Origin of the sequence: Paenibacillus sp. FSL R10-2778 (genome assembly GCF_038593035.1) — a bacterium.
GTDB classification, from domain to species: Bacteria; Bacillota; Bacilli; order Paenibacillales; family Paenibacillaceae; genus Paenibacillus_AQ; species Paenibacillus_AQ odorifer.
On sequence record NZ_CP151956.1, the window covers coordinates 633,632 to 655,960 of the forward strand.

At 45.3% G+C, this 22,329-nt stretch carries 15 protein-coding genes; all 15 read left to right on the forward strand.

From position 1 onward, the window contains the following. Positions 1 to 14 precede the first annotated feature (14 nt). Positions 15 to 1,415: an extracellular solute-binding protein gene (locus tag NST40_RS02830; RefSeq protein ID WP_076124434.1), complete on the forward strand. Its 1,401-nt coding sequence runs from the start codon at positions 15 to 17 to the stop codon at positions 1,413 to 1,415. Between the two features lie 34 nt (positions 1,416 to 1,449). Further along, entirely contained in the window at positions 1,450 to 2,427 is a 978-nt protein-coding gene (locus NST40_RS02835; RefSeq protein WP_081383334.1) for a sugar ABC transporter permease, read from the forward strand. Then, positions 2,427 to 3,305 carry a carbohydrate ABC transporter permease gene (locus NST40_RS02840; protein WP_081383335.1) on the forward strand — a complete coding sequence of 293 codons (879 nt, stop codon included), beginning with the start codon at positions 2,427 to 2,429 and terminating at the stop codon, positions 3,303 to 3,305. Before NST40_RS02835 ends, NST40_RS02840 begins: the two co-directional genes overlap by 1 nt. A 19-nt stretch (positions 3,306 to 3,324) precedes the next feature. Further along, on the forward strand, positions 3,325 to 9,705 hold the full coding sequence (locus tag NST40_RS02845) for an S-layer homology domain-containing protein (protein WP_342410384.1): 6,381 nt from the start codon (positions 3,325 to 3,327) through the stop codon (positions 9,703 to 9,705). A gap of 851 nt (positions 9,706 to 10,556) precedes the next feature. Next, complete coding sequence (locus NST40_RS02850) at positions 10,557 to 12,107, forward strand: spore germination protein (protein ID WP_342410385.1); 1,551 nt, start codon at positions 10,557 to 10,559, stop codon at positions 12,105 to 12,107. After that, positions 12,104 to 13,261 carry a Ger(x)C family spore germination protein gene (locus NST40_RS02855; RefSeq protein WP_076278130.1) on the forward strand — a complete coding sequence of 386 codons (1,158 nt, stop codon included), beginning with the start codon at positions 12,104 to 12,106 and terminating at the stop codon, positions 13,259 to 13,261. Before NST40_RS02850 ends, NST40_RS02855 begins: the two co-directional genes overlap by 4 nt. 240 nt (positions 13,262 to 13,501) lie before the next feature. Further along, the gene (locus tag NST40_RS02860) at positions 13,502 to 14,608 is read left to right on the forward strand and encodes an endospore germination permease (RefSeq protein ID WP_076278131.1); all 1,107 of its coding nucleotides are present in this window, start codon (positions 13,502 to 13,504) and stop codon (positions 14,606 to 14,608) included. Between the two features lie 246 nt (positions 14,609 to 14,854). After that, positions 14,855 to 15,373, forward strand: a complete 519-nt coding sequence (locus tag NST40_RS02865) for a DJ-1/PfpI family protein (protein ID WP_342410386.1) — start codon at positions 14,855 to 14,857, stop codon at positions 15,371 to 15,373. A gap of 23 nt (positions 15,374 to 15,396) precedes the next feature. Then, entirely contained in the window at positions 15,397 to 16,023 is a 627-nt protein-coding gene (locus NST40_RS02870; RefSeq protein WP_342410387.1) for a hypothetical protein, read from the forward strand. Positions 16,024 to 16,041: 18 nt separating this feature from the next. Next, positions 16,042 to 16,338 carry an antibiotic biosynthesis monooxygenase gene (locus tag NST40_RS02875; RefSeq protein WP_076278134.1) on the forward strand — a complete coding sequence of 99 codons (297 nt, stop codon included), beginning with the start codon at positions 16,042 to 16,044 and terminating at the stop codon, positions 16,336 to 16,338. A gap of 14 nt (positions 16,339 to 16,352) precedes the next feature. Continuing rightward, positions 16,353 to 17,171, forward strand: a complete 819-nt coding sequence (locus tag NST40_RS02880) for an aminoglycoside phosphotransferase family protein (protein WP_076186267.1) — start codon at positions 16,353 to 16,355, stop codon at positions 17,169 to 17,171. Positions 17,172 to 17,199: 28 nt separating this feature from the next. Continuing rightward, positions 17,200 to 17,745 (forward strand): DUF1697 domain-containing protein, encoded by a 546-nt coding sequence (locus NST40_RS02885; RefSeq protein WP_076278135.1) that lies wholly within the window; start codon positions 17,200 to 17,202, stop codon positions 17,743 to 17,745. Between the two features lie 206 nt (positions 17,746 to 17,951). Further along, positions 17,952 to 20,102 carry a glycosyltransferase family 39 protein gene (locus tag NST40_RS02890; RefSeq protein ID WP_342410388.1) on the forward strand — a complete coding sequence of 717 codons (2,151 nt, stop codon included), beginning with the start codon at positions 17,952 to 17,954 and terminating at the stop codon, positions 20,100 to 20,102. A 78-nt stretch (positions 20,103 to 20,180) separates the two neighbouring features. Then, on the forward strand, positions 20,181 to 21,167 hold the full coding sequence (locus NST40_RS02895; RefSeq protein ID WP_076138397.1) for a glycosyltransferase family 2 protein: 987 nt from the start codon (positions 20,181 to 20,183) through the stop codon (positions 21,165 to 21,167). 18 nt (positions 21,168 to 21,185) lie between these two features. Next, entirely contained in the window at positions 21,186 to 22,106 is a 921-nt protein-coding gene (gene galU / locus NST40_RS02900; RefSeq protein WP_341001067.1) for a UTP--glucose-1-phosphate uridylyltransferase GalU, read from the forward strand. The last annotated feature ends 223 nt before the right edge of the window (positions 22,107 to 22,329 follow it).

Genomic DNA, 22,329 nt, shown 5'->3' on the forward strand with positions numbered 1-22,329 from the left:
GGGAGGCAACAAACATGAAGTTTGGAAAACGTACTCTAGTTCTATCTTTAGCATCAATGATGGTTTTTTCCGCACTGGCAGGCTGTTCGGGCGATTCCAACAACGCGGCTCCAAAGGCATCTGAAGGGTCTGGAGCAGCCAACAAAGAAACTACGCCTGATAAAGATGTAACCTTGGAATTATTGTATTGGGGTGATGATGTACAGAAAAAGCTGGTAGAAGCGGCAGCAGAAAAATATACAGCCGACACCGGAGTGAAAATCAATGCACAAGTACTTCCAGCAGATGGCTCCTTTGATACATTTATTCAGACCCGGCTCGAATCCGGTGAACTTCCAGATATCAGTTATATGGGTGAAGGCGATATCCAAAAGTACAATGAAATGGGAATTATCGAAGATATCAGCGATTTATTAGCGGACGGAAGCATTCCTGAAAAACTATCAGCGATTACAATCCATTCACCTGAGCAAAAAGTGATTGGAGTCGGCCTATCCAACCAGTTGGAGCTGCTTTACTATAGCAAGTCCAAATTTGATGCAGCAGGTCTTGAATATCCACCCTCCAAAGTTGAAAATGCGTGGGATTGGGATACATTCGTGACAAACGCGAAAAAGCTAACGACAGATACTAAAGGAAAAACAGCGGCAGATGAAGGCTTTGATGCTGCTCTGACCGAGAACTACGGGCTTGGTATGACAGCGGGACGGGAGTTCCACCACTTCTGGGCAGCTTATGCCAACGGTGGCGGGATTGTTTCCCCGGATGGAAAGGAGTTTCAATGGGATTCTCCCAAAACGGTTGATGCCATCCAGAAGCTAGCTGATCTCGTTAACAAAGACAAGGTTGCATCCGCTTTCAATTACACTTGGAATTCCGGAATTGGTTCTGCGGTAGACGCTTTGAGTGGTGGTTATGCCATGGCAATCAGCGGCTCTTGGGATCTAGCTAATATCAAAGGTAATGAAGATATCGGCGTTGGCGTTCTGCCTAAGATGGAAAAGGCAGTAACGATGAACTGTGGTGCTCCGCTTGTTGTGTACAATACATCGAAGCACATTGAGGAAGCCAAGAAATTCTATGCTTACATGGTCAACCCTGAGAACAGTCTGGAGCTGCTGAAGAGTGGTGCGTGGTTGCCGAACCAGGCAGATTGGTATACCGATCCTACCTTGGTTGAAAAGTGGACCTCCGATCTTCCTGAAAGCGCAAAAGAAACTATCCTTAGTTATTCCACAACGAAAGACTCTATCGCACAATGGCCTGCATATTACGTTCCTGCCTACCTCAAGATGAATACTGAATATGAGAAATCTATTGATCAGGCGTTGGCAGGTAAGAAAAGTGTTAAAGAAGTCTATGACGCGATCATGCCAGCGATCAAGCAGTTGTTCGAGAGCGGCAAGGTTTCCTAATTAGAGCTTATATTTGAAAAGAGGGCTATTGCTTATGAACCCAGAGAGCAAAACCGAAACGGCTGCGGTCTATGTTAAAAAGCATGCCAGAGGTGTCACCAAAGAGGCGGTGGCTGGATATTTGTTTGCAGCACCGGCCATTATTGGATTTTTGGTATTGACGCTTTATCCGATGTTGGCCAGTTTGTTTTACAGCTTTCATAAAATAACGATTATGAGCGGAAGCCAAGTTATGGAGTGGATTGGACTGGATAATTTCCGGTACATATTCACCAATACCAGCTCCGAATTCAAGAAATCCATAACGGTAACCTTGATTTATGCCTTCATTAACGTGGCGCTTGTAATCACCTTTTGTCTGATTGTTGCACTCTTATTGAACCGTAAATTTATCGGCAGAAACTTGATGCGGGCTATATTCTTTCTGCCGTCTGTAGTTCCGATGCTGGCGACAACGATTGTGTGGCAGATGCTTCTACAGAACCAAGCCAAGGGTGGATTGCTTAACTGGATTTTATTGCAGATAGGAATAGCCCCTGTTGATTTCCTGACAGATCCCATCCGTATTTTTGAGACATTGTTTATCATGAGCTTGTGGACCTGTGGTGGGACGATTGTTGTGTTCATCGCTACGCTGCAGGATGTTCCGGGAGAATTGCTGGAAGCTATCGAGATGGACGGGGGAAATGCTTGGCACAAGTTCCTCAAAGTAACCTATCCGACGATCAAGCCTGTCCTCTTTTTCCAATTGATTATGTGCATGATGACCTCTATCCAGATTTATACGCAAAGTGTGGTGTTGTCCAGAAATGGTGCACCCGATCGGATGACTTATTTTATCAACGTTATGATCTATGACCATTCATTTGTTCAGGTAGGGATGCGCGGTTTGGCGTCTGCTGAGGCATGGGTCGTCTTCCTAATCACTATGGCTATTACTGGTGTGCTGTTCTACTTCCAGGGCGCATTTAAAAGGGACGATTCGATGGGCAAAAGAAAGAAGGCGAGATAATGGCGGCTACCGCAATTATGAATTATACAAGTATCCAGAAAAAAAAGAAAAGAGCTAAAGCCATCAATACCGGGCTGATTCTGCTCTCCTGTCTGCTCGCAGTGGTGTTTGCTTTTCCGCTTTATTGGCTGCTGCGAGGTGCCTTCGTGAGCCATACAGAAATACTGGCGCGGCCGCCTGTGTTTTTCCCCGAGTCACTAAATGTCGATAATTTTCGGCTTGGGTTGGAACGTATTCAGTTCCTGCGGCAGCTCTGGAATTCAGTTTCGATTGTAGTTCCTTATGTGATCGGGACGGTGCTGACGACAAGCTTTGCAGGGTATGCCTTTGCTAAGCTGAACTTTCCGCTGCGCGGGATGTGGTTCGTGCTGGTCATCAGTACGATGATGCTGCCTAGTGCCGTAACCCTGCTGCCACAATATTCTCTTTACACTTCTTTGGGACTGGCTGGCAAACCTGCTCTTATTATTCCGGCCTTTTTCTGTGCAGGCGGCAACGCGTATTTTGTCTTTTTGCTCCGGCAATTTTTCATGACGATTCCACTAGAACTCAGTGAAGCTGCCAAGATTGACGGTGCGGGTTACTTCCGTATCTACTCCCGCATCATGCTGCCGCTTATACGTCCCGCAATGATTGTTGTGGCGTTGTTCAGCTTTATCAACTGTTGGAATGAATTTTTCTACACCATGATTTATTTGAAGACTGAAGCAGATTATACGCTGCCTATGGGCTTGTATATTGTGAACGGGATGCGCATTCCGAACTATGAACAGGTCATGGCACTGGCGCTCGTCGTTACAGCTCCTTGTCTAGTATTTTTCTTGATCGGCAACAAATATTTTGTTGAGGGCATTACATTAACAGGAATCAAGGGATAAAAAGGAGGAATTCATCCAAATGACAAGTCATAAATGGCCCAGAAGAGCTTCTGTAGCGGCATTATGCGCGGCTGTGGTATTAAATGCAGGGATTGTTCCCGTATCGGCTAACTACACGACTGATTTCTATCATGAAGGTGTAGGCACCAATTACGGGCAGGCGAAGTGGAAGGATAATTCTATTGTTAAGGAAGGCGTTAATTTCAGCGATGTCACCGTCGGAGAAATGATGCAAGCGATTGAAGCTTTTGATTTTGAGGCTTTTGCAAAAGATAATTCCGATTTGCCTTGGCTTGACGCCTTGCTAGTTAACGAAGGTGTCATTCCGGATGATGTCAACGACGAAGTTAGCGCCAATACTCTGTTCAGCCGGGGAAGCGCTTTGTACATGAAGACTCAGGATAATACCAAGCTGGGTTTTGTGGGAACGGTGCATTACGCGGATACTTTGAACAAGGACACGATGTATAACATCACCCTTTCTACAGGAGACTTGGCGGAACAGAAAAATGTGCGGAAGAACTACCCGAGTCATGAGAATCAGACCTACACAAGCGGAGGCCTGGAGATTAACCAGCGGAAATTTATTTCCAGCTATAACAGTGCTGTAACGCTGCTTCAATTGAAGAATCCTACAGCCAGCGATATAACGTTGACGATGAAGGTTAAATCACCTTTCGTCTCAGCGGCTGAGGGTGATGAGCTGGTGGGTTACAGAGTGGCTGCTCCGCTAATGATAGGCAAAGCCGGGCAAAAGGTAGTTGAAGCAATGTCCTACGTGGATGTTCACCTGAGCGGAAACGGCATGAGTCCTTCCGGAAATGAACTGGTTAAAGAGATTACAGTGCCCGCCGGTGGCTCCGTTGACCAAAAGGTAGTCATGGGTTGGCTCGCGGATGAAATACCAGGCTCAAAGCTGCATTATGAGCGCTTTAAGGCTGCTGACAGCAATGATACAGCCTTCTCCGCACAGGTGCGGGAGTACAACGAGTGGTGGGCAGAGAATATTCCATATATCGATGTTCCCGATGAGAATGTGAAGAAGGTACTTTATTATCGTTGGTGGTGTAACCGCTTTAATTTGCTGGATGCCAACATTCCGGGCAATGACTGGCAGTTCCCGATGAACATGGAGGGCGTTCTCGGCTACAACAACGGGATTACGGTCAGTGTACCTTGGGCGATGCAGGATCTGAAATGGCTGCGTGATCCTTCCTACTTGTATGGAACCTGGCTGGCTCAAGGGGAATATTCCGAGAATAAGAACTATAAAAATAATCCCGGACGTCCTAACATCTGGACTTGGGATATGATGCAGAACACGTCGCAAGTAGGCTGGGATGCTTACAAGATTTACGGTGGTGGTCAGGAAATATTGAAGAAGTTCGCTGATTTTTCCGCCACTGATGTTACCGGCACACTTGAACATTTTAAAGGCACTAATCCAAATCTTGTTTATTATAACCATGGTCCGATTACAGGTAATGACGGAGATACCGTATCCATGCACTGGAATGGCAGTGGTAACTATGCCCGGCTGGATGGCTCTTCTACTACCTACGCCAATGCAGTGGCAACAGCGAAGATGTACGAGCAGCTTGGAGATACTGCGGGTGCAGCTAAAATGAACACTGTGGCGCAGAATATTAAGAATTCAATTCTGAATGAGATGTGGTACGACAAGGCTGACTTTGATGGTGACGGTGTGGCAGATACGAATGGTACAGGCAGCTTTTTGCACAAAAAAGTTGTAGGCGGTACCGATGTATTCAACCCTTGGCGGGATAATAACATGTTTGTCTTTAATTTTGGTGTAGTACCAACTGAAGGTGAAGAAGGATATGAGGCGAAATATTTATCCCAGTTGTCTGATTACGCAGATCCGAATTATTATCCGATCTTTCCTTTCTTTACAGCGGATCAGAACAGCATTATGAAGCGGGTGGAAGATTTCAAGAATGGCAAGACGGATGCCTTCGGTACAGACCAGTTCGCATGGTGTAACTTCGGCAACTATATTAATACCGTTCGTGCCTCTCTGCGCTATTATCCTATAGATAACATCAATAGTGACGTTTACAAAACACTGTTTGATTGGGGCGCTTGGTTGCATACAGTGGAGCCGGGCAATACGGACCACCTGGACTCTAATGAATTTTTCTGGCTGGAGGATTACTTCTTCGGCACGCCATGGACAAAAGACAATCCTCCTAACCCTAGTGGAGATATGGTACGGGCATGGATTCACCACGATACGCTTGGCATGATGAATTACACTGTGGTTGAAGATATGGCGGGTATTCAGCCACGGACAGATGACAAGATCGAGCTATGGCCAATTAATGTTGATTATGACTATTTTGCTGTAGATAACGTGCGTTATCATGATGCTAACTTAACTATCGTATGGCAGGATCCTGCTAAATACAGTGACAATCCTCATTATCAAGGTATTCCAGCAGGTTATTCACTCTTCATTAATGATGAACTCGTAATGACAACTAACGAAATGTCCCATCTGATTTATGATACAGCTACTGGTAAGGTGGAAAAACCTTCAGGTGATGTAACTGGGGCTGTTGGCGACAACTCGAAGACACAGGTGTTATATGAAAAAAGCAGTGCTACGACACTTGCTGCGGCAGATCAAACATCCCTAGCTAGCAATGAGAAGACTGTCGATATGTTTAATAAAGCAGGCGTAGATATTGTTAATGACGGTACGAATCTGGCTGTTGCTTCAGGCACTACTGTTGAATCGACTTATATCAAGAGCGGTTCGAACATCCGCAACCTGGCGGACAATTCGACAATCGCATCGATTAATCATACCTCAAACACAGCTTTATTCGGAGGTTCGCCGAATTCCGTCGATACGGTTACGTTCAAATTTGATGGAGTCCAGGCTGTGGACAATGTAAAAGTCTATTTCTATAATGACCGGCTTCTGAACGGTTATGGTACACCACAGACATTCGGTGTCGAATATCAGGATGCTGATGGAAGCTGGAAACCAGTGGAGGGGCAATTCCGCTATCCGGAGTATATTGCTTCCAACTATAACAATGTAGAGTTCCAAAAGGTTAACACTGCAGCGATTCGCATTCATGTGACGCATTCGCTGGAACTTGCGACCGCCATCAAGGAGATTCAGATCTACAACAATAATCTGGAGGTTAAGGCGGCTGCCAATCAGGCACCAAAGGTTTATCTAGAAACACCATTGAAGGTTGAGCAAAATGTGCCTCTGACGATTATGCCACAAATCGTTGATGATGGATTGCCAAGTGGCAAGCTGACTTATACCTGGGAGAAGATTTCAGGTGAAGGAGAAGTAGAGGAGACAGGGCTTGATAAGGCCATGCTGCAAGCAACCTTTAAGGCGACTGGTGAATACGAATACCGCCTGACTGTCAGCGACGGGGAACTTGAAACTGTCGTGAAGGTTCCAGTCACCGTATTTGTAGCTACTGCAGAACTGACAGAGATGATCGCGAAGTTTGCGGATCGGGATTCCGGCAGACTTGTCCGGAACAAGGATGATTTTACTGCGGCAACATGGCAAGAGCTGCAAGCTGCACTGACTGCTGCCAAGGCATTGCTGGCTCAGGGAGAATATACACTGGAAGAGATCAAAGTGGCAACGGATCAAATGCGGATGGCGGTGGATAACCTTAGATACAGAAATGCTGCCCTTTTGGCTACCCCTAGTGCCTCTTACACTTCGGCATGGGAGTCTGTGTATGGCATTAATGATGGTTATATCCCTTATACTTCAGCAAGTATTTACAATAGCGAAGCAGAAACTCAGTATGGGAACTGGGGCGGCCCCGGTGAAAGCCACTGGCTACAACTGACCTGGAAAGAGCCCGTGACTTTGTCAGGCAGCTCCGTGTACTTCTATGATGATGAAGGCGGTGTACAGGTACCGGGAGATTACAGCTTCGAATATTGGGATAAGGATGCCGGAAAATACGTACCGGTAACGGGCTTGAGCGAGAAAGGCAAAGCAAGAAATGCATTTAACGAGGTAACCTTTGACGAGGTGAAGACGGATAAACTCCGTTTGATTCTTAATAAGCAGTCCACTAGTATTTGGACAGGCGTTAAGGAATGGCGGGCAATTTCGTCTAAGCCAGAAGGAGAAGTTCCTGCTCCCGGCGACCATGGTGCGATTGTAAGCATTGAACAGATTGCAGTGAGTACGACAGTTAACGTCGTGCCTAATCTTCCAGCTAAGGTTACGGTAACTTACGCCGATAAAACGACAGGCTTGGCAAGTGTGGTATGGGAGGAAATTCCCCTTAACAAACTCACCATTGCTACAGACTTCACTATATTTGGTAAAGTGGCGGGCACCGATATTGCTGCCAGCTGCCGCATCAGTGTGAGGTACGATAAATCTAAACTTAAAGCAGCCATTGATACAGCGGAAGATCCTTCGATAAATGAAGAGAATTATACCGGAACGCCTGAGCAATGGGAGGCACTACGCATTGCACTAGAGGCTGCTAAAGCCACTTATGCAAATGACGGTGCTACCGATGGTGATATTAATGTGGCATATTCCAATTTGAAAAATGCCTTTGAAGCCTTACAGCCTGTCGAAGCTCATGATGCAACGATCAGCGGAATCACAATTCCGGGCGGATCTATTGATCAGGTAGCCAAAGAAATTATTTTACCGGATACGACTACACTTGATGAGCTGAAGGAAGGACTTACTGTTCCGGTAGGGGTTACCTTCGCTGTGTATGAACCCGATAGCATTACTATTGCGGGAGAAATTCAAACGGGTTACAAGGTCATTGTGACGGCACTGGATAAAACAACGACCAGAACGTATACCTTAACATTAGTTTCTGTAAATCCACCTCTCATAACGGCAGCCTTGGAGGAGAAGCTTAGAGCAATAGAGGCTCTGGATAAGAGCCTTTATGTAGAGGAGAGCTGGAATACTCTTGAGAAAGAGGTAGCACGTGCAGTGATGTTGCTGGAGAGTGGAACTGCTACTCAGGCAGACATTGATGAGGCATTAAGTCAGCTTACTGCGGCGGTTGCGGGCCTGAAGTTGCTTTCAGAAGCTACGCCAACATCAACACCAACATCAACACCTGCACCGACAACGACACCAACGCCAACGGCAACGCCGAAACCAACAGAGGCACCGGGTACTTATGTGCCGGTAGCCACGGCAAAACCTTCGCCTAGCGCGTCTGCGACAGCTGCCCCTGCTGTAAGCAATGGTAAAATCATTGTCCAGATGGTTATCGGAGCAGATGGAAAAGCATTGGCTGAACTGGCTGCCACAGATGTTGAAAAGGCAGCAAAGGATGCAAAGGATGGTATTCTGTCCATTGTCGTGAATCCTACCGGAAACGCGAAACAAATTGTAGTTGAGCTGCCACTGCAGTCACTGGCAGCAGCGGGGAATGTTAAATCCCTCAAGATTGATACAGGAACAGCAAGCATAATGCTGCCGGAAAATTTCCTGAAGACTTACAAAGATGCTAAGAACGGCAAACTTAAGCTTATTGTGGGCACTGGAGATATATCCGGATTGCCACTTTCGGTAAGCAGTCAGTTGAATGCAGGTACAATTAAAGACATCAGTCTTAGCGTAGATGGTGTGATTATTCCAGGCGATGTACTGAAGACATCGGGGATCAAGCTGGCACTTCCTTATACGCTGAAGTCTGGTGAGAAAGCACATAAAGTAGTGGTTTATTACTTGAACAGTAATCAGCAACTAGAGATCGTTAAGAACGGAAGATTTAATACAGGAACACAGATGCTTGAGTTAAATTTGCAACAGCTTGGCAGTTATGTAGTGGTTCACTCGAATGTTTCATTCAAAGATACCGCTACAGCTAATTGGGCGGTAAACAGCATTGAAGCACTCGCAGCACGAGGCGCAATCCAAGGGATGGATGCTGAACACTTTAATCCAAGTGGAAATGTGACCCGTGCAGAATTCATCAAAATATTGATGAACGCTTTTGATTTACTAGATGAGACGGCTGTAAGCACATTTACAGACGTTAAGGATGGGACATGGTATGCCAGTCCGATTGCGAGCGCTCAAAAGCTCGGTATTGTTAAAGGCCAAGCGGATGGCAACTTTGGTGCAAGCGAGGAGATTACTCGTCAGGAAATGGCGGTCATGATTTATCGTTTGGCTCAGACGATTAATATCCCATTGACCGACGGAACAAAGGCTTCTGGTGAAGCATTCTCTGATGTGAACCAGTTGTCTGCGGATGCAGCCAAAGCTGTAGAAGCGATGCGTATTAGTGGAATTATTAACGGTATGACATCCAACCAATTTGGACCAAACGGCAAGGCTACAAGAGCGCAAGCAGCGGCCGTGATCTTCCGCCTGTTTGAGCAGCTTCAATAATCATGCAGCAATACAAGATATAAAAAAGACGCAGGTGTCCCGTAGTCATGATCATGACTGCTGGGCACCTGTGTTTTTTTGCTGCCAACCCCAAACGCCTAATCTCATGCTCGTATCCACTACGCTCTTAAAACAAACATTGCTTCATGGTATGTAATTTGCACGCAAGAGATCGCTAACGGACCCAGTAGCCCCTAAACGTTGCATTTATCGACTTTTGGCATGCTATCGGACCCCATAGTCGCTATTGGCATGAAAATCGCCCGATTAGAGCCACTTTTGATGAAATAGCTGTACTGGAGTCCGGAAATGTGCCCAAAAGGAGGTAATTGAGCCAATAACGCCTCCTGAGTCCTTAAGCACTTGAAGATGTACTGGGTGTTATCGTGCTAGGTCGGTAAGTTCCAAGGGATGACTGGGATGCGGCGGTAACGGACCCAGTAGTCCCTAAACGTTGCATTTATCGACTTTTGGCGTGCTGTCGGACCCCATAGTCGCTATTGGTATAAAAAAAGCCCGATTAGAGCCACTTTTGATGAGATAGCTGCACTGGAGTCCGAAAATGTGCCCAAAAGGCGATAAATGAGCCAATAACGCCTCCTGAGTCCGTAAGCGTCTGAGGATGTATGCGGTGTTGCGTGCCTGAGCCGAAAGTGTCTGAGGATGTATGCAGTGAGTCGCTATTGGCATGACCCCAAGGGCTGATTTAGTGACTTACCTGCGGAACCCAGCCTATGGAGCAGTCTCATTTTCTTTCTTGTTGATCCCTTTTTAGTATAATTTTGGCGGATAGGATTTGGAGAGACGGGGGATAATTTCTAGGAAACCTAATTCTGACAGGAGTGACTACTGTGGAGGAACGGCCAGCAGGTGGGAACAGCAATACGTCTCAAAAAAACACAAAATCTGAGCAGACTCTGAGTACGTCACTGGATGAAATGATGACTTTGTTTAGAGACATATTCAAGAACGATGGAACGCTTAGAATCAGAGTGTTTAGCAACATGTTTAGTGATAGTCTTCGCTTTGGATTAGTCTATGTTGACGGAATGGTTGACAAACATATGATCCAAGAGGGGATTATCAAGCCCGTCATGGCATTTGATTTTACCGAAAAGGATTGTGGCAATAAAGCCGAGCTGATGGAGAACATCCGGACGCAGGTCATTAGTATTAGCGATGTGGTTGCCTCTGAGAATTTTGATGAAATGATCTATGCGATTATAGCTGGCAAGACCTTACTGTTGATGGACGGTTATGCCGGTGTTCTGAACATTGGTGCACAGGGTTGGGAGACGAAAGCTCTTGCGGAACCGGTTACCGAAAAAAGTGTGAAAGGTCCAAGGGAGGGATTTACGGAATCACTGTTAGTAAATCTCACTCTTATTCGGCGCAGGGTACAAGATTCCGAGTTGAAATTTGTTTTTAGTTCACTGGGAACACGGTCCAAAACACCGATATGTATCTGTTACATGGAGGGGTTAGCATCACCGGCTATTCTCAAAGAATTACAGAATCGAATGGAACAGATTGACATAGATCTTATTCTAGATACGGCATCTCTGGCGGAATTAATTAGAGACGAGCCCTATTCGCCCTTTGAAATGACAGGAAGTACAGAGCGCCCGGATGCCGTAGTCAGTAACATGATGGAGGGCAGAGTTGCCGTGCTCATTGAAGGCAGCCCGTTTGCAATGACTGTCCCCTATGTATTTGTAGAGAATTTTCAAGCCAGCTCGGATTATTACATTAACTTTTATTTTGGTTCCTTCAATCGAATGTTGAGAGTTTTTGGAGCTTTTTTGTCGATCAGTATACCTGCTCTTTACGTAGCTTTAGTTACCTATAGCCAGGAAATGATCCCAACCATGTTGTTGCTCAGTATTTCTACAGCAAGAGTAGCAGTCCCTTTTCCTACAATAATAGAAGCGTTATTCATGTTAACTATATTTGAAATATTAAGAGAGGCGGGTGAGCGGATACCTACCTATATAGGACAGGCTATCAGTATCGTAGGCGCTCTCGTGTTAGGACAAGCAGCAGTGGAGGCTAGAATAGTTAGTGCTCCAATGATTATTGTAGTCGGTTTAACAGGAATCATGACGCTACTTAACCCTAGGTTGACCGGTCCTTTAATTATCGTAAGAACATTGCTGCTGGGTGCGAGTTTTTTTCTAGGGATATACGGTTATTTTCTTGGAATGCTTGGTTTAGTAGTTCATTTGATGAGTCTGCGTAGTTTTGGGGTTCCATACATGCTTAGAGTAGGCTCAATCCGTCCTCAGGACATTAAAGATACAGCGATCAGGGCGCCGTGGTGGCATATGTATCTGCGTCCGGCGTTAATTGGGGCACGAAATATGAGGAGAAAAGGTTCCAATAAAATAAGGAGAAGACCATGAGCAAGCTGAAAAGGATACTTCTGATTGTTACATCCATGATGCTTCTGATCTGCAATACAGGCTGCTGGAACTACTTTGAAATTGACGATATGTCGATTGTTGCCGGGGTCGCGATTGATAAGGGGAAAAAAGACGGTCAGTTATTGGTGACAACAGAGATTGTAGATACAAAGGAAGGAATGAAATCAAGTCAGGCTGGCTTCAAAATGATCACGCTCGCGGGCGAGACCATGTTTGATATTGTGAGGGGAATGATCTCGATCACTGGAAAAAAGTTATTTTGGAGCCATTCTAAGGCGATTATCCTTAGTGAGGAGATTGCAAGGGAGGGAGTCACCAAAGTAATAGATTGGTACAACAGGGATACGGAAACCCGATCGGATGTGTATATTTTCGTCGCTAAAGAGAAGTCGGCTCAAGAAATCATAAGTCTCAGCAGTTCGACTGAGAGTATTATGTCCTATGCACTTGCACAGCAGATGAGGACTGAGAAAAATGTAAGTACAGCGCCGGTTGTGGAAATTTGGGACTTCATAGATAAGCTCGAGGCTTCTGGTGAATATGCCATCGCTCCATTAATTTATGTTCATGAACAAAATAAGACGAAGAATGCACGAGTTAGCGGAACAGCTATTTTCAGGATGGATAAAATGATCGGTATGATCAGTGGCGAAGAAACGAAATACATGTTGTTTGCCAACAATCAAATCCAGGGAGGTGTGTTAATCGTAAAGGATGAAAGTGGAGAACCTGCCTTTTCCCTCGAAATTTTATCCAATCGTACAAAAATAAAACCTGTATGGATAAACGGTAAGCTCCAAATAAAGCTTAATACACTGACACACGCAGGACTGGACGAGGTCAAATCTTCGGGGGAATTCAATAATCTGGACAGCAAGAAGACTATAGAAAGGTGGGCTGAAAAAGAACTGGAGGAGCAGATTCTCTCCGTTATTCATAAGGTTCAGAAGGATTACCAAGCAGATATTTTTGGATTTGGAGAGCTTCTTCATGAGAAAATGCCACGGACCTGGGAGAAAATCGAGAAAAACTGGGGGAAGGAATTTTCCAACGTAGAGATAGTAGTGAATTCCAAGGTGATTATCGAGAGCAGTGCACAAACGTCAAGGTCTATCAAGATTCATCAAAAATAGGTGATAAAATTGGTTGTTGTGGTCATATTTATCTATGCGGTAATTGTTTTGAGTGATCCTTATGGTCTATGGAAACAGGGGATGAAGCGGGATTTTTATGTTTCTTCCGCACTATGTCTGGTATCATTCTGTATTGCTTTTGCATTGGCAATGAGATGGTCACTCCCTAGTCCTTCACCATACCTAGAACACTGGATTAAGATGCTATTTTAGGGGACAAGCCTAAAGGGAGAATAGAGTATGAACAAAGAGATCGTATCAACAGGGCATGCTATTAGTATTGCTGTCTTGTTTATTATGGGGACTTCAATATTTATGGGTGTGCCGGGAGAATCCGGTAACAGTAACTGGATCGCCGTATTATTAGCCATGGTACTGGTGGTCCCACTGCTGCTGATATATGCCAGACTACACATCCTATTACCAGGCAAGGATCTATTTGATATGTTGATTACCGTGTTTGGAGGCGTCTTGGGTCGAATCATTTCTTGTCTCTATATTTGGTATACCTTTCATCTAGGGACACTAATTCTTAGGGTTTTTGGAGAATTCAGTAGATCCGTTACTTTAACCGAAACACCAATGATAGCACCTATGGCATGTCTTGGACTGTTGTGTATATGGATAGTTAAGGCTGGGATTGAAGTGCTGGGGAGAAGTTCTAAGCTTCTATTACTGTTCGCAATATTTGTTAATCTAGTCATTGTCACCTTAGCTTTTTCCAAAATGGAATATCATCACTTACTTCCGCTGTTGGATAAAGGCTGGAAGCCATTATTTAACGATACGCTGGGCACATTTTCTTTTCCATTTGCAGAGGTTGTAGTCTTTCTGGGGGTATTCGGTAATTTATCGAAGAAGAGCTCAGCGAATAAGGTATTATTTGGTGGCGTAGCGATTGCTGGGGCAATTATTATTATGGCTACACTACGGAACCTATTGATGCTGGGTCCTGAGGTCTTGTCTAGTTTATATTTTCCGGCTTATGTGTCTGCAGGGCGTATTAATGTAGGAGATTTTTTGACCCGAATTGAAGCGTCATCGGCAGTGGCTTTTGTAATCACAACATTTATAAAAGGAAGTTTATGCCTTTACGTATCTTGCATTGGAGTAGCTAAAGTATTCAAGCTCAAGAGTTACCGCTCCGTTGTGCTTCAGATGGGACTACTCATGATCTATTTTGCGGATTTTGTGTACAAGGATATTATGGAAATGTACTATTTCTCTTACCATATTTATAAAATATACGCCTTTCCTTTCCAGGTGATTATTCCGTTGATATTATGGATTTGCGCTGAAATTGTTGTGAGCCGAGGTAAAAATAAACAGATAGCGCCGCAGTCGTAGCAATAGCTCTAAATAGGAGGATACAGGTGTCTCGTGAGCCATAAAAAGTGGCTGTTGGGATGCTTGTGTCCTTTTTGTTATGAGTAATTAGGTGAAATCCCACATTCGGAATCTTAGCGGAGCGCATAGTTGTTATTGATTAGCGTCCTCTGAGTCCGTAAGTTTCAGGAGAGGGCGATGATGCTATAATGATAGATACATAGAATAGAGGTTACTTTTTTTGAGAACAGGGGAGCTGATCCATCATTGAATACATATATTCTTATATATGATAGCTTTGTGCAGTTTGAGGTTACATTGGCAGCTTATTTTATGAAAACAAAGGGTGAGGTTTATACCTTAGGTTTGGAAGATAAGGCGTTAATCTCCTGCGAGGGTTTTTCTGTGAATCCATCCGTATTGGTTGAAAATGTGGACGTTAGCACCATAGATTTATTGATTATCCCTGGTGGGGAAACAGATAATTTAATAGGGCAGGAGGCTCTATTAGATTTAATCAGAATCCTGAATCGAGCAGGCAAAGTCATCGCGGGCATTTGCGGTGGGGTATCCATTCTTAAGGCTGCCGGAGTACTGGATGGTAAGGTTTATGTGGACAATGAATCCGGCGTATCTAACGTCGTTGTCGATGGAACAATCATCACCGCTAAGCCGAATGGATATGTAGATTTTGCGCTTGAAATTGGGCGAGTAATGAGTATCTATAAAGATGAGGCAGATTTGCAAGAAACGATAGATTTCTTTAAATATTTTAAATCCGTTTAAGGAGCAGAAGAGGGGAAACATGTATGAACGTTAGCAATATCATTATGTCCTCTTATTGGGGTAGAGAGGTTAAACATAAATATATCACCCAAGGTTCCAAAGCGCTGGCTGTTATTTTTCCGGGTAAAAATTATTCAGCTGATCGCTCTCTGCTGGATTATGCGGCTAAAGCTGCCCGGGAGCATAATTGTGATGTTCTGCTTTTAGAATATGGTTACCAGAGTGCTAGGGTGGATTTCAAGCGTGAAGAAATGAGTATTATCATTGAGGAATGTAAAGCCGTGATTGCTTCTCTGCCGGATTATAAGAGGTTTCTTTTTATAAGTAAAAGCATGGGAGCTGTTATTGCAGGTAGAATAGCTGAAGAGCTAGAAATACAGAAGAAGACGTCTCATCTATATATCACCCCGTTGCCTGAGGCGGTGCCGCTGATTCAGCGGAGTCGGGGGACTGTAATTTATGGAGGCAGTGACCCCTTATTTGGTGAAGAGCATTCGGGTGAAATTAGTGGGCTGAATCATTTGAAGGTGTATAGAATCGATGATGCCAATCATTCGCTGGAGGTAGGCAGTGTCAACGAGTCACTAGCAATACTGCTGGTCATCATTAATTTCTATCATGAATTTTTCCGGGATGCTTTAAATCCATAACTTTAGGAGATGATGAGTGTGATTTTGGAAGCTGCGATGCTGCAAGTGAAGCCTGGTTTGACTACTGAATTTGAGCAAAGCTTCAAGGAGGCATCAAGCTTAATCTCCTCGATAGAAGGTTATATGGGCCATGAATTACAACATTGCTTGGAGGATGAACATAAGTATCTGTTGCTGGTGAAGTGGAGAACGCTTGAAGACCACACTGTTGGATTTAGAGAATCCAGCCAATATCAGGAATGGAAAGCACTCCTTCACCATTACTACGACCCATTTCCGGTAGTTGAGCATTTTACCCGCATTAATCTGGACTAAATGGAGGATGCCGAATGAAGGCGAAGCTTGTTGGGGAAGGCAGAACAGCGGAGATCTGGCAGCATGACGATCAGAGGATTCTTAAATTGTACCGGGAGGATATAGCAGAGCAACATGTCAGCCGGGAATATAAAATCAGCCAGTTTGTACATGCGCGGGGTGTTCGGACCCCCCAGCCTTTTGAGCTTATTTCTGAACAGAATCGACAAGGTATCGTTTTTCAACAAATTCAGGGTCCCTCTTTACTAAAGGTGATGGGTGAGAAGCCTTGGAAAGTTACCCAATATGCCAGGCTGATGGCGGGGCTTCATTGTGATTTGCATAAGCTTGAAACTACAGAGGAAATCGGCCAGCAAAAGGATATGCTGAAAAGTCAGATCATGGTTGCCCCTATGCTAAGCGAAGAGGAAAAATCCGTCATTTTAAAGTATCTGGAGAAGCTGCCGGAAGGTACTCGTTTATGTCATGGGGATTTTCATCCCGACAATGTGCTTATGGATGAACAGCTCTGGGTGATCGACTGGATGACGGGTGTAGTGGGAGAACCTGCTGGAGATGCTGCGCGTTCCGTAGTGATGTTCAGTTTGGGAGCTATGCCTCCGGGAGCTTCGGCCTTCTCCAAATTAATGTTAGGTTTTATAAGAAAAAGATTAACTAAGGGATACATTCAAGAGTATCTCAGATTATCAGGACACACTTATGAGGACGTAGACCGCTGGATTTTGCCGATCGCTGCCGCACGTCTGGTGGAGGGGCTTTCGCCTCCAGAGAAGGAGCTGCTGGTAAAAGAAGTTCGTAAACGTCTACACACCTTAGCCGCAGAGGTAAGCTGATCATGGCACAAAAACGGAGGTGTATTCTATGACTACTTATATAGCGCTGCTGCGTGGAATTAACGTGGGCGGGAACAAAATTATTAAAATGTTGGACCTGAAGGCGATGTTTCAGTCTCTTGGATTTGCAAATGTACGAACGTATATTCAGAGCGGAAATGTCGTGTTTGAGAGTGATGAAGGTTCGGTGAGCCTGCTTAGCGGAGTCATTGAACGTCAGATTCATGAGGTTTTTGAATTCGAGGTCTCTGTTATTATCCGTACTTTAGCAGAAATGGAGAATGTGATCGCTAACGATCCCTTTCAGCTGTCCGAGCCAGAGGAATTCAAAAGATGGTATGTTACTTTTTTACCAGCCGAGCCTTCAGCGGAAGCATTGGATAAACTGCGCACTTATGAGAATGGACCGGATAAAGTGCGTTTTGTCGGCAGAGAGATGTATATATTATATGAGGTCAGTGTGAGCCAATCGTCGCTTTTTAAAGTCCCTTTTGACAAAATACTCGGGATGCCCGTTACCGCACGCAACTGGAACACGGTGAATAAGCTTGTTGCCATAGGCAAGATGGAATAACATAGTTTGGATTGAACAGGGTACCGAAAGGCTCCACATTGTGGGGTCTTTTTTGCGTGCCGGCAGCCTCATTTATTCAGCAAACATTCAGCTTGCACTCATTGAGAGTTAAGGTATGGATGAAATAATACACCTACGGAAAGCTTGGGCCGGAGTTACAGAACTGCCGGCATATAGAATGATCAAGGGATAGGAGTGAAATGGAGATGAGTTTTGCTAGAAAAATAAGCTCGGATCTTATACTGTGGCTCATTTTAATACTCGCTGCTTTTTTGTACGGTTATGGAGTTTGGAATGACCACTATGTGAATACATACTACACCACTGCCGTGGGAAGTATGCTGCAAAACTTTCATAATTTCTTCTTCGCTTCACTCGACTCTGCAGGTTCAGTCACGGTGGATAAACCACCAGTCACCTTTTGGATTCAGACTCTTAGCGCACTCATTTTCGGGCTGCATGGCTGGAGTGTGATTTTACCTCAGGCGCTTGGGGGCGTAGGCTCCGTGTTGCTCGTATACCTTCTGGTAAAACCTACCTTTGGTAAAGCAGCAGCACGTTTAGCAGCGCTGGCCATGGCAACAACTCCAGTAGCGGCGGCTGTTAGCCGGACGAATAACATTGATGCTCTGTTAGTATTCACGTTACTGTTGGCGGTTTGGTTTTTATTTAAAGGAACGAAGAGTAATAAGCTGGGCAGTCTCCTTGCCGCATTTGCTTTAATCGGTGTTGGGTTTAATGAGAAGATGCTGCAGGCTTATATGGTTTTGCCGGCTTTTTATCTCTTTTATGTCTTGGCTGCGAAAGTGAACTGGAAGCGGAAAACCGGAGTATTAGCGGCCTCGACAGCTATATTACTCGTGGTCTCGTTATCCTGGGCAGTGATAGTGGATTCGATTCCCGCTAGTAAACGACCTTATATCGGCAGCAGCGGTACTAACTCCGTGCTCAATCTTGCCTTTGGTTATAATGGTGTCGCCCGATTGACGGGTGATCGGGGGACAGGTGGTGGCGGAGGTGGAATGCCTTCAATGAATGGTGGTGAGATGCCGAACATGAATGGCGAGATGCCGAACATGAATGGCGAGATGCCAGCTATGAACGGTGAAAGACCCGCTATGAACGGGGCAGATGCTGAAAATGGTACGGATAGCGGACGTGGAGCATTTTCGGGTCGGCAAGGTATAAATTCAACCTCAGACAGTCAAAATGGCGCCGATGATGGAGGTTCTCCAGGGCAACCACCCGGCGGTGGAACGGATAATCAAAACCGGCAATTTGGTGGTGAAGGTGGAGGTCAAGGACAACGCGGCGGCATGAATGGCGGCGGAGGTGGAATGTTCAATACTGGAACCGCAGGTCCACTGCGCCTGTTCCAATCAGAGCTGTCAGGTCAGGCAAGCTGGCTGCTGCCTTTTGTATTGTTTGGCTGCATTGGATTATTCGCTAATCTGCGGAGAAGGAACTTTACGCAAGGGCATAAAGAAGCTCTATTCTGGTTAGCATGGCTGGTGCCGGTGATGGGATTCTTCAGTATTGCGGGATTCTTCCATCAATATTATCTGGTGATGATGGCTCCGCCGATAGCCGCGCTGGTCGGTGCAGGCTGGTCAAAGCTCTGGAGTCTGTATCGCGAGCACTCTGGTTGGCTGTCATGGCTATTGCCAGTTGCAACGCTGGTTACAGCAGCTTTTCAGTGGTACATTATTCATCCTTATGACGATACGATTGGCAGTGGCTGGTCGATTGGCATTCTGGCTGCCGGTATAGTTGTTTCTCTGGTGCTGGTCGTTCTTAAAGGCAAACAGAAGCCATTTGTTTTCTCGGCAAGTATTGTTGCTGTACTAGTATTGTTAATTGGCCCGCTCTACTGGGCAGCTACCCCAATTACTTATGGCCTGAACAGTCAAACCCCTGAAGCAGGACCAGGCAGCAGTGAGGGCAGAGGAGGAATGGGCGGCAATTCTAGCAACTTTGGACGTAATAGCGCTACAAGTGCAAATGAGAGTCTGTTGTCCTATCTGGAGGAAAATAATACTGGGGAGCCTTATCTGTTTGCCGTATTGGATTATGGCACAGCAGCTCCTTATATCGTCGATAAGGGGGCATCGGTTGTTATTCTGAACGGGTTTTCCAATTCGGACACAGTATATACCACAGATACCCTAGAGGCGTTAGTAAAGAGTGGAAAGGTGAAATACTTCCTGCTGAGCAGCGGCGGTATGGGGGGGGGACGTGGAGGGAACTCTACGCTATCTACCTGGATTACCGACAATGGTACAGAGGTTCCAGCCGCGGATTGGGCAGGAAACGATGCTGGTAACAGCGGAACGTTATACAAAGTTACAGTTAACTAGTTCAGTGTTTTAGAGTACGAAGCGTGCTAATACATTTGCAGGCACGCTTCAGCATTCAAATTAAAGGAGGAGCTGCTCATGAGCATCAACGTGCGCTATTCCATTATTATACCGATGTTTAATGAAGAGGCAGTCATTCAGGAAACGTATCGCCGTATTAAAAAAGTGATGGCAATGACGGAGGAAGTGTATGAGCTGATCTTCGTGAATGACGGCAGCACCGACAACTGTGCCCAGATGATCGAGGAATATAGCTACTGGGATGAGAGTGTGAAGCTGATCGATTTGTCACGTAACTTTGGACATCAGATCGCTATTACTGCCGGAATGGACTATGCCCTTGGGGATGCAGTTGTCATTATTGATGCTGATTTGCAAGACCCGCCTGAGCTGATCTTGGACATGATTGCGGAATGGAAGAAGGGGTATGAAGTTGTATATGCTAAACGGGTGAAGCGTAATGGTGAATCCTTATTCAAAAAGTGGACGGCCAGCCTCTTTTATAGAATTCTGCGTTATTCAACCGATATTTCTATCCCTGTGGATACGGGTGATTTTCGGCTCATAGATCGTAGGGTCTGCGAAGAGCTCAAACGTCTACCGGAGAAAAACCGTTTCGTGCGCGGACTGGTCAGCTGGGTTGGTTTCCGTCAGAAGGCGATTGAATATGAACGGGATGAACGTCTGGCGGGGGAAACTAAATATCCACTAAAACGTATGATCAAGCTCTCTTTGGACGGAATTACCTCCTTTTCCTATAAGCCGCTGAAGCTGGCAGGATATTTGGGCGCACTGCTGTCGGCTTCTGGTTTTCTGTACCTTATGTATGTTTTGTACCTGGTGATTTTTACAGACTCAGTTGTTAAGGGCTGGGCTTCGATGATTGGAATTACGCTGACCTTCAACGGATTTGTACTCATTATGCTAGGAATACTAGGTGAATATGTCGGCCGGATTTATGACGAAACTAAAGGACGTCCGCTTTATATTGTCCAAGAGTTCTATGAAGGTAAGGGGCAGCAAAAGAACATTCGTGAGCACCCTGTGACCCATCTCCGTAAATAAACTGCAAGGGAGGGATTCATGATGAAGATTAGAAAAGCTGTCATTCCCGCCGCGGGCTTAGGCACTCGTTTCCTGCCTGCCACTAAGGCTCAGCCAAAAGAAATGCTGCCCATTGTGGATAAACCAGCGATTCAATATATCGTAGAAGAAGCCGTCCGCTCTGGTATTGAAAGTATTATCATCGTGACCGGCCGCAATAAGAAGTCGATTGAAGATCATTTTGATAAATCGGTGGAGCTGGAGCAGACGCTTTTGGAAAAAGGGAAAGAGGAACTACTTCGTGAAGTCCAGCTAATTAGTGAGCTAGCGAGCATCCACTACATTAGGCAAAAAGAGCCGCTGGGACTAGGCCATGCCATCCTTTGTGCGGAACAATTTATCGGTGATGAACCTTTTGCTGTTTTGCTTGGTGACGATATTATGGTTTCGGAGGACCCGGCGCTGCTGCAGATGATGAGATTGTATGAGCAAGAAGAGCAGACTATCGTCGGTGTGCAGCAGGTGCCACGGCAGGAGGTTAACAAATATGGGATTATAGCCTCCAGCGGCTCACTAAATGGAGTTCATGAAGTAAAAGGATTGGTAGAGAAGCCCTCGCCTGAAACAGCTCCTTCAGAATACGCCATTATGGGGCGATACATTTTGGAGCCTTCGATATTCTCAGTGCTGGCTAACCTCAAACGTGGAGCGGGCGGTGAATATCAACTGACGGATGCTTTGCACGAGGTATGCCGGCAAGAAGGATTGCTGGCGCTGGATTTAATCGGCAAACGTTATGATATTGGTGATAAATTTGGTTACATTAAAGCCACGCTGGAGGTAGGTTTGATGCGGGAGGATTTGCGCCCATTATTGGTTCCGTATTTGCAGGAGCTGGCTGCTAGTCTTAAGGGAAGAGAAAAAGAAGTGGATTCCTTGCATTGGAGTATACACAGTTGAGGGAGAGGAACTGTTTCAAACGATCATAACATCGGCTTCGGCGGTGGGATGAGGTTTTGAAGCAGTTTTTTTGCGTGTGGTGTTCAAAGGACGGTGAGGGACGAGCAAATAAGTGTACTTTATACAATTAAAAGTATGGGGGACAGCTGCAACTCGATTTAGTTGCACTTGATACATCTATATCTTCACATTTTAACTAGAATGCTCATTTAGTTTGTTTTTA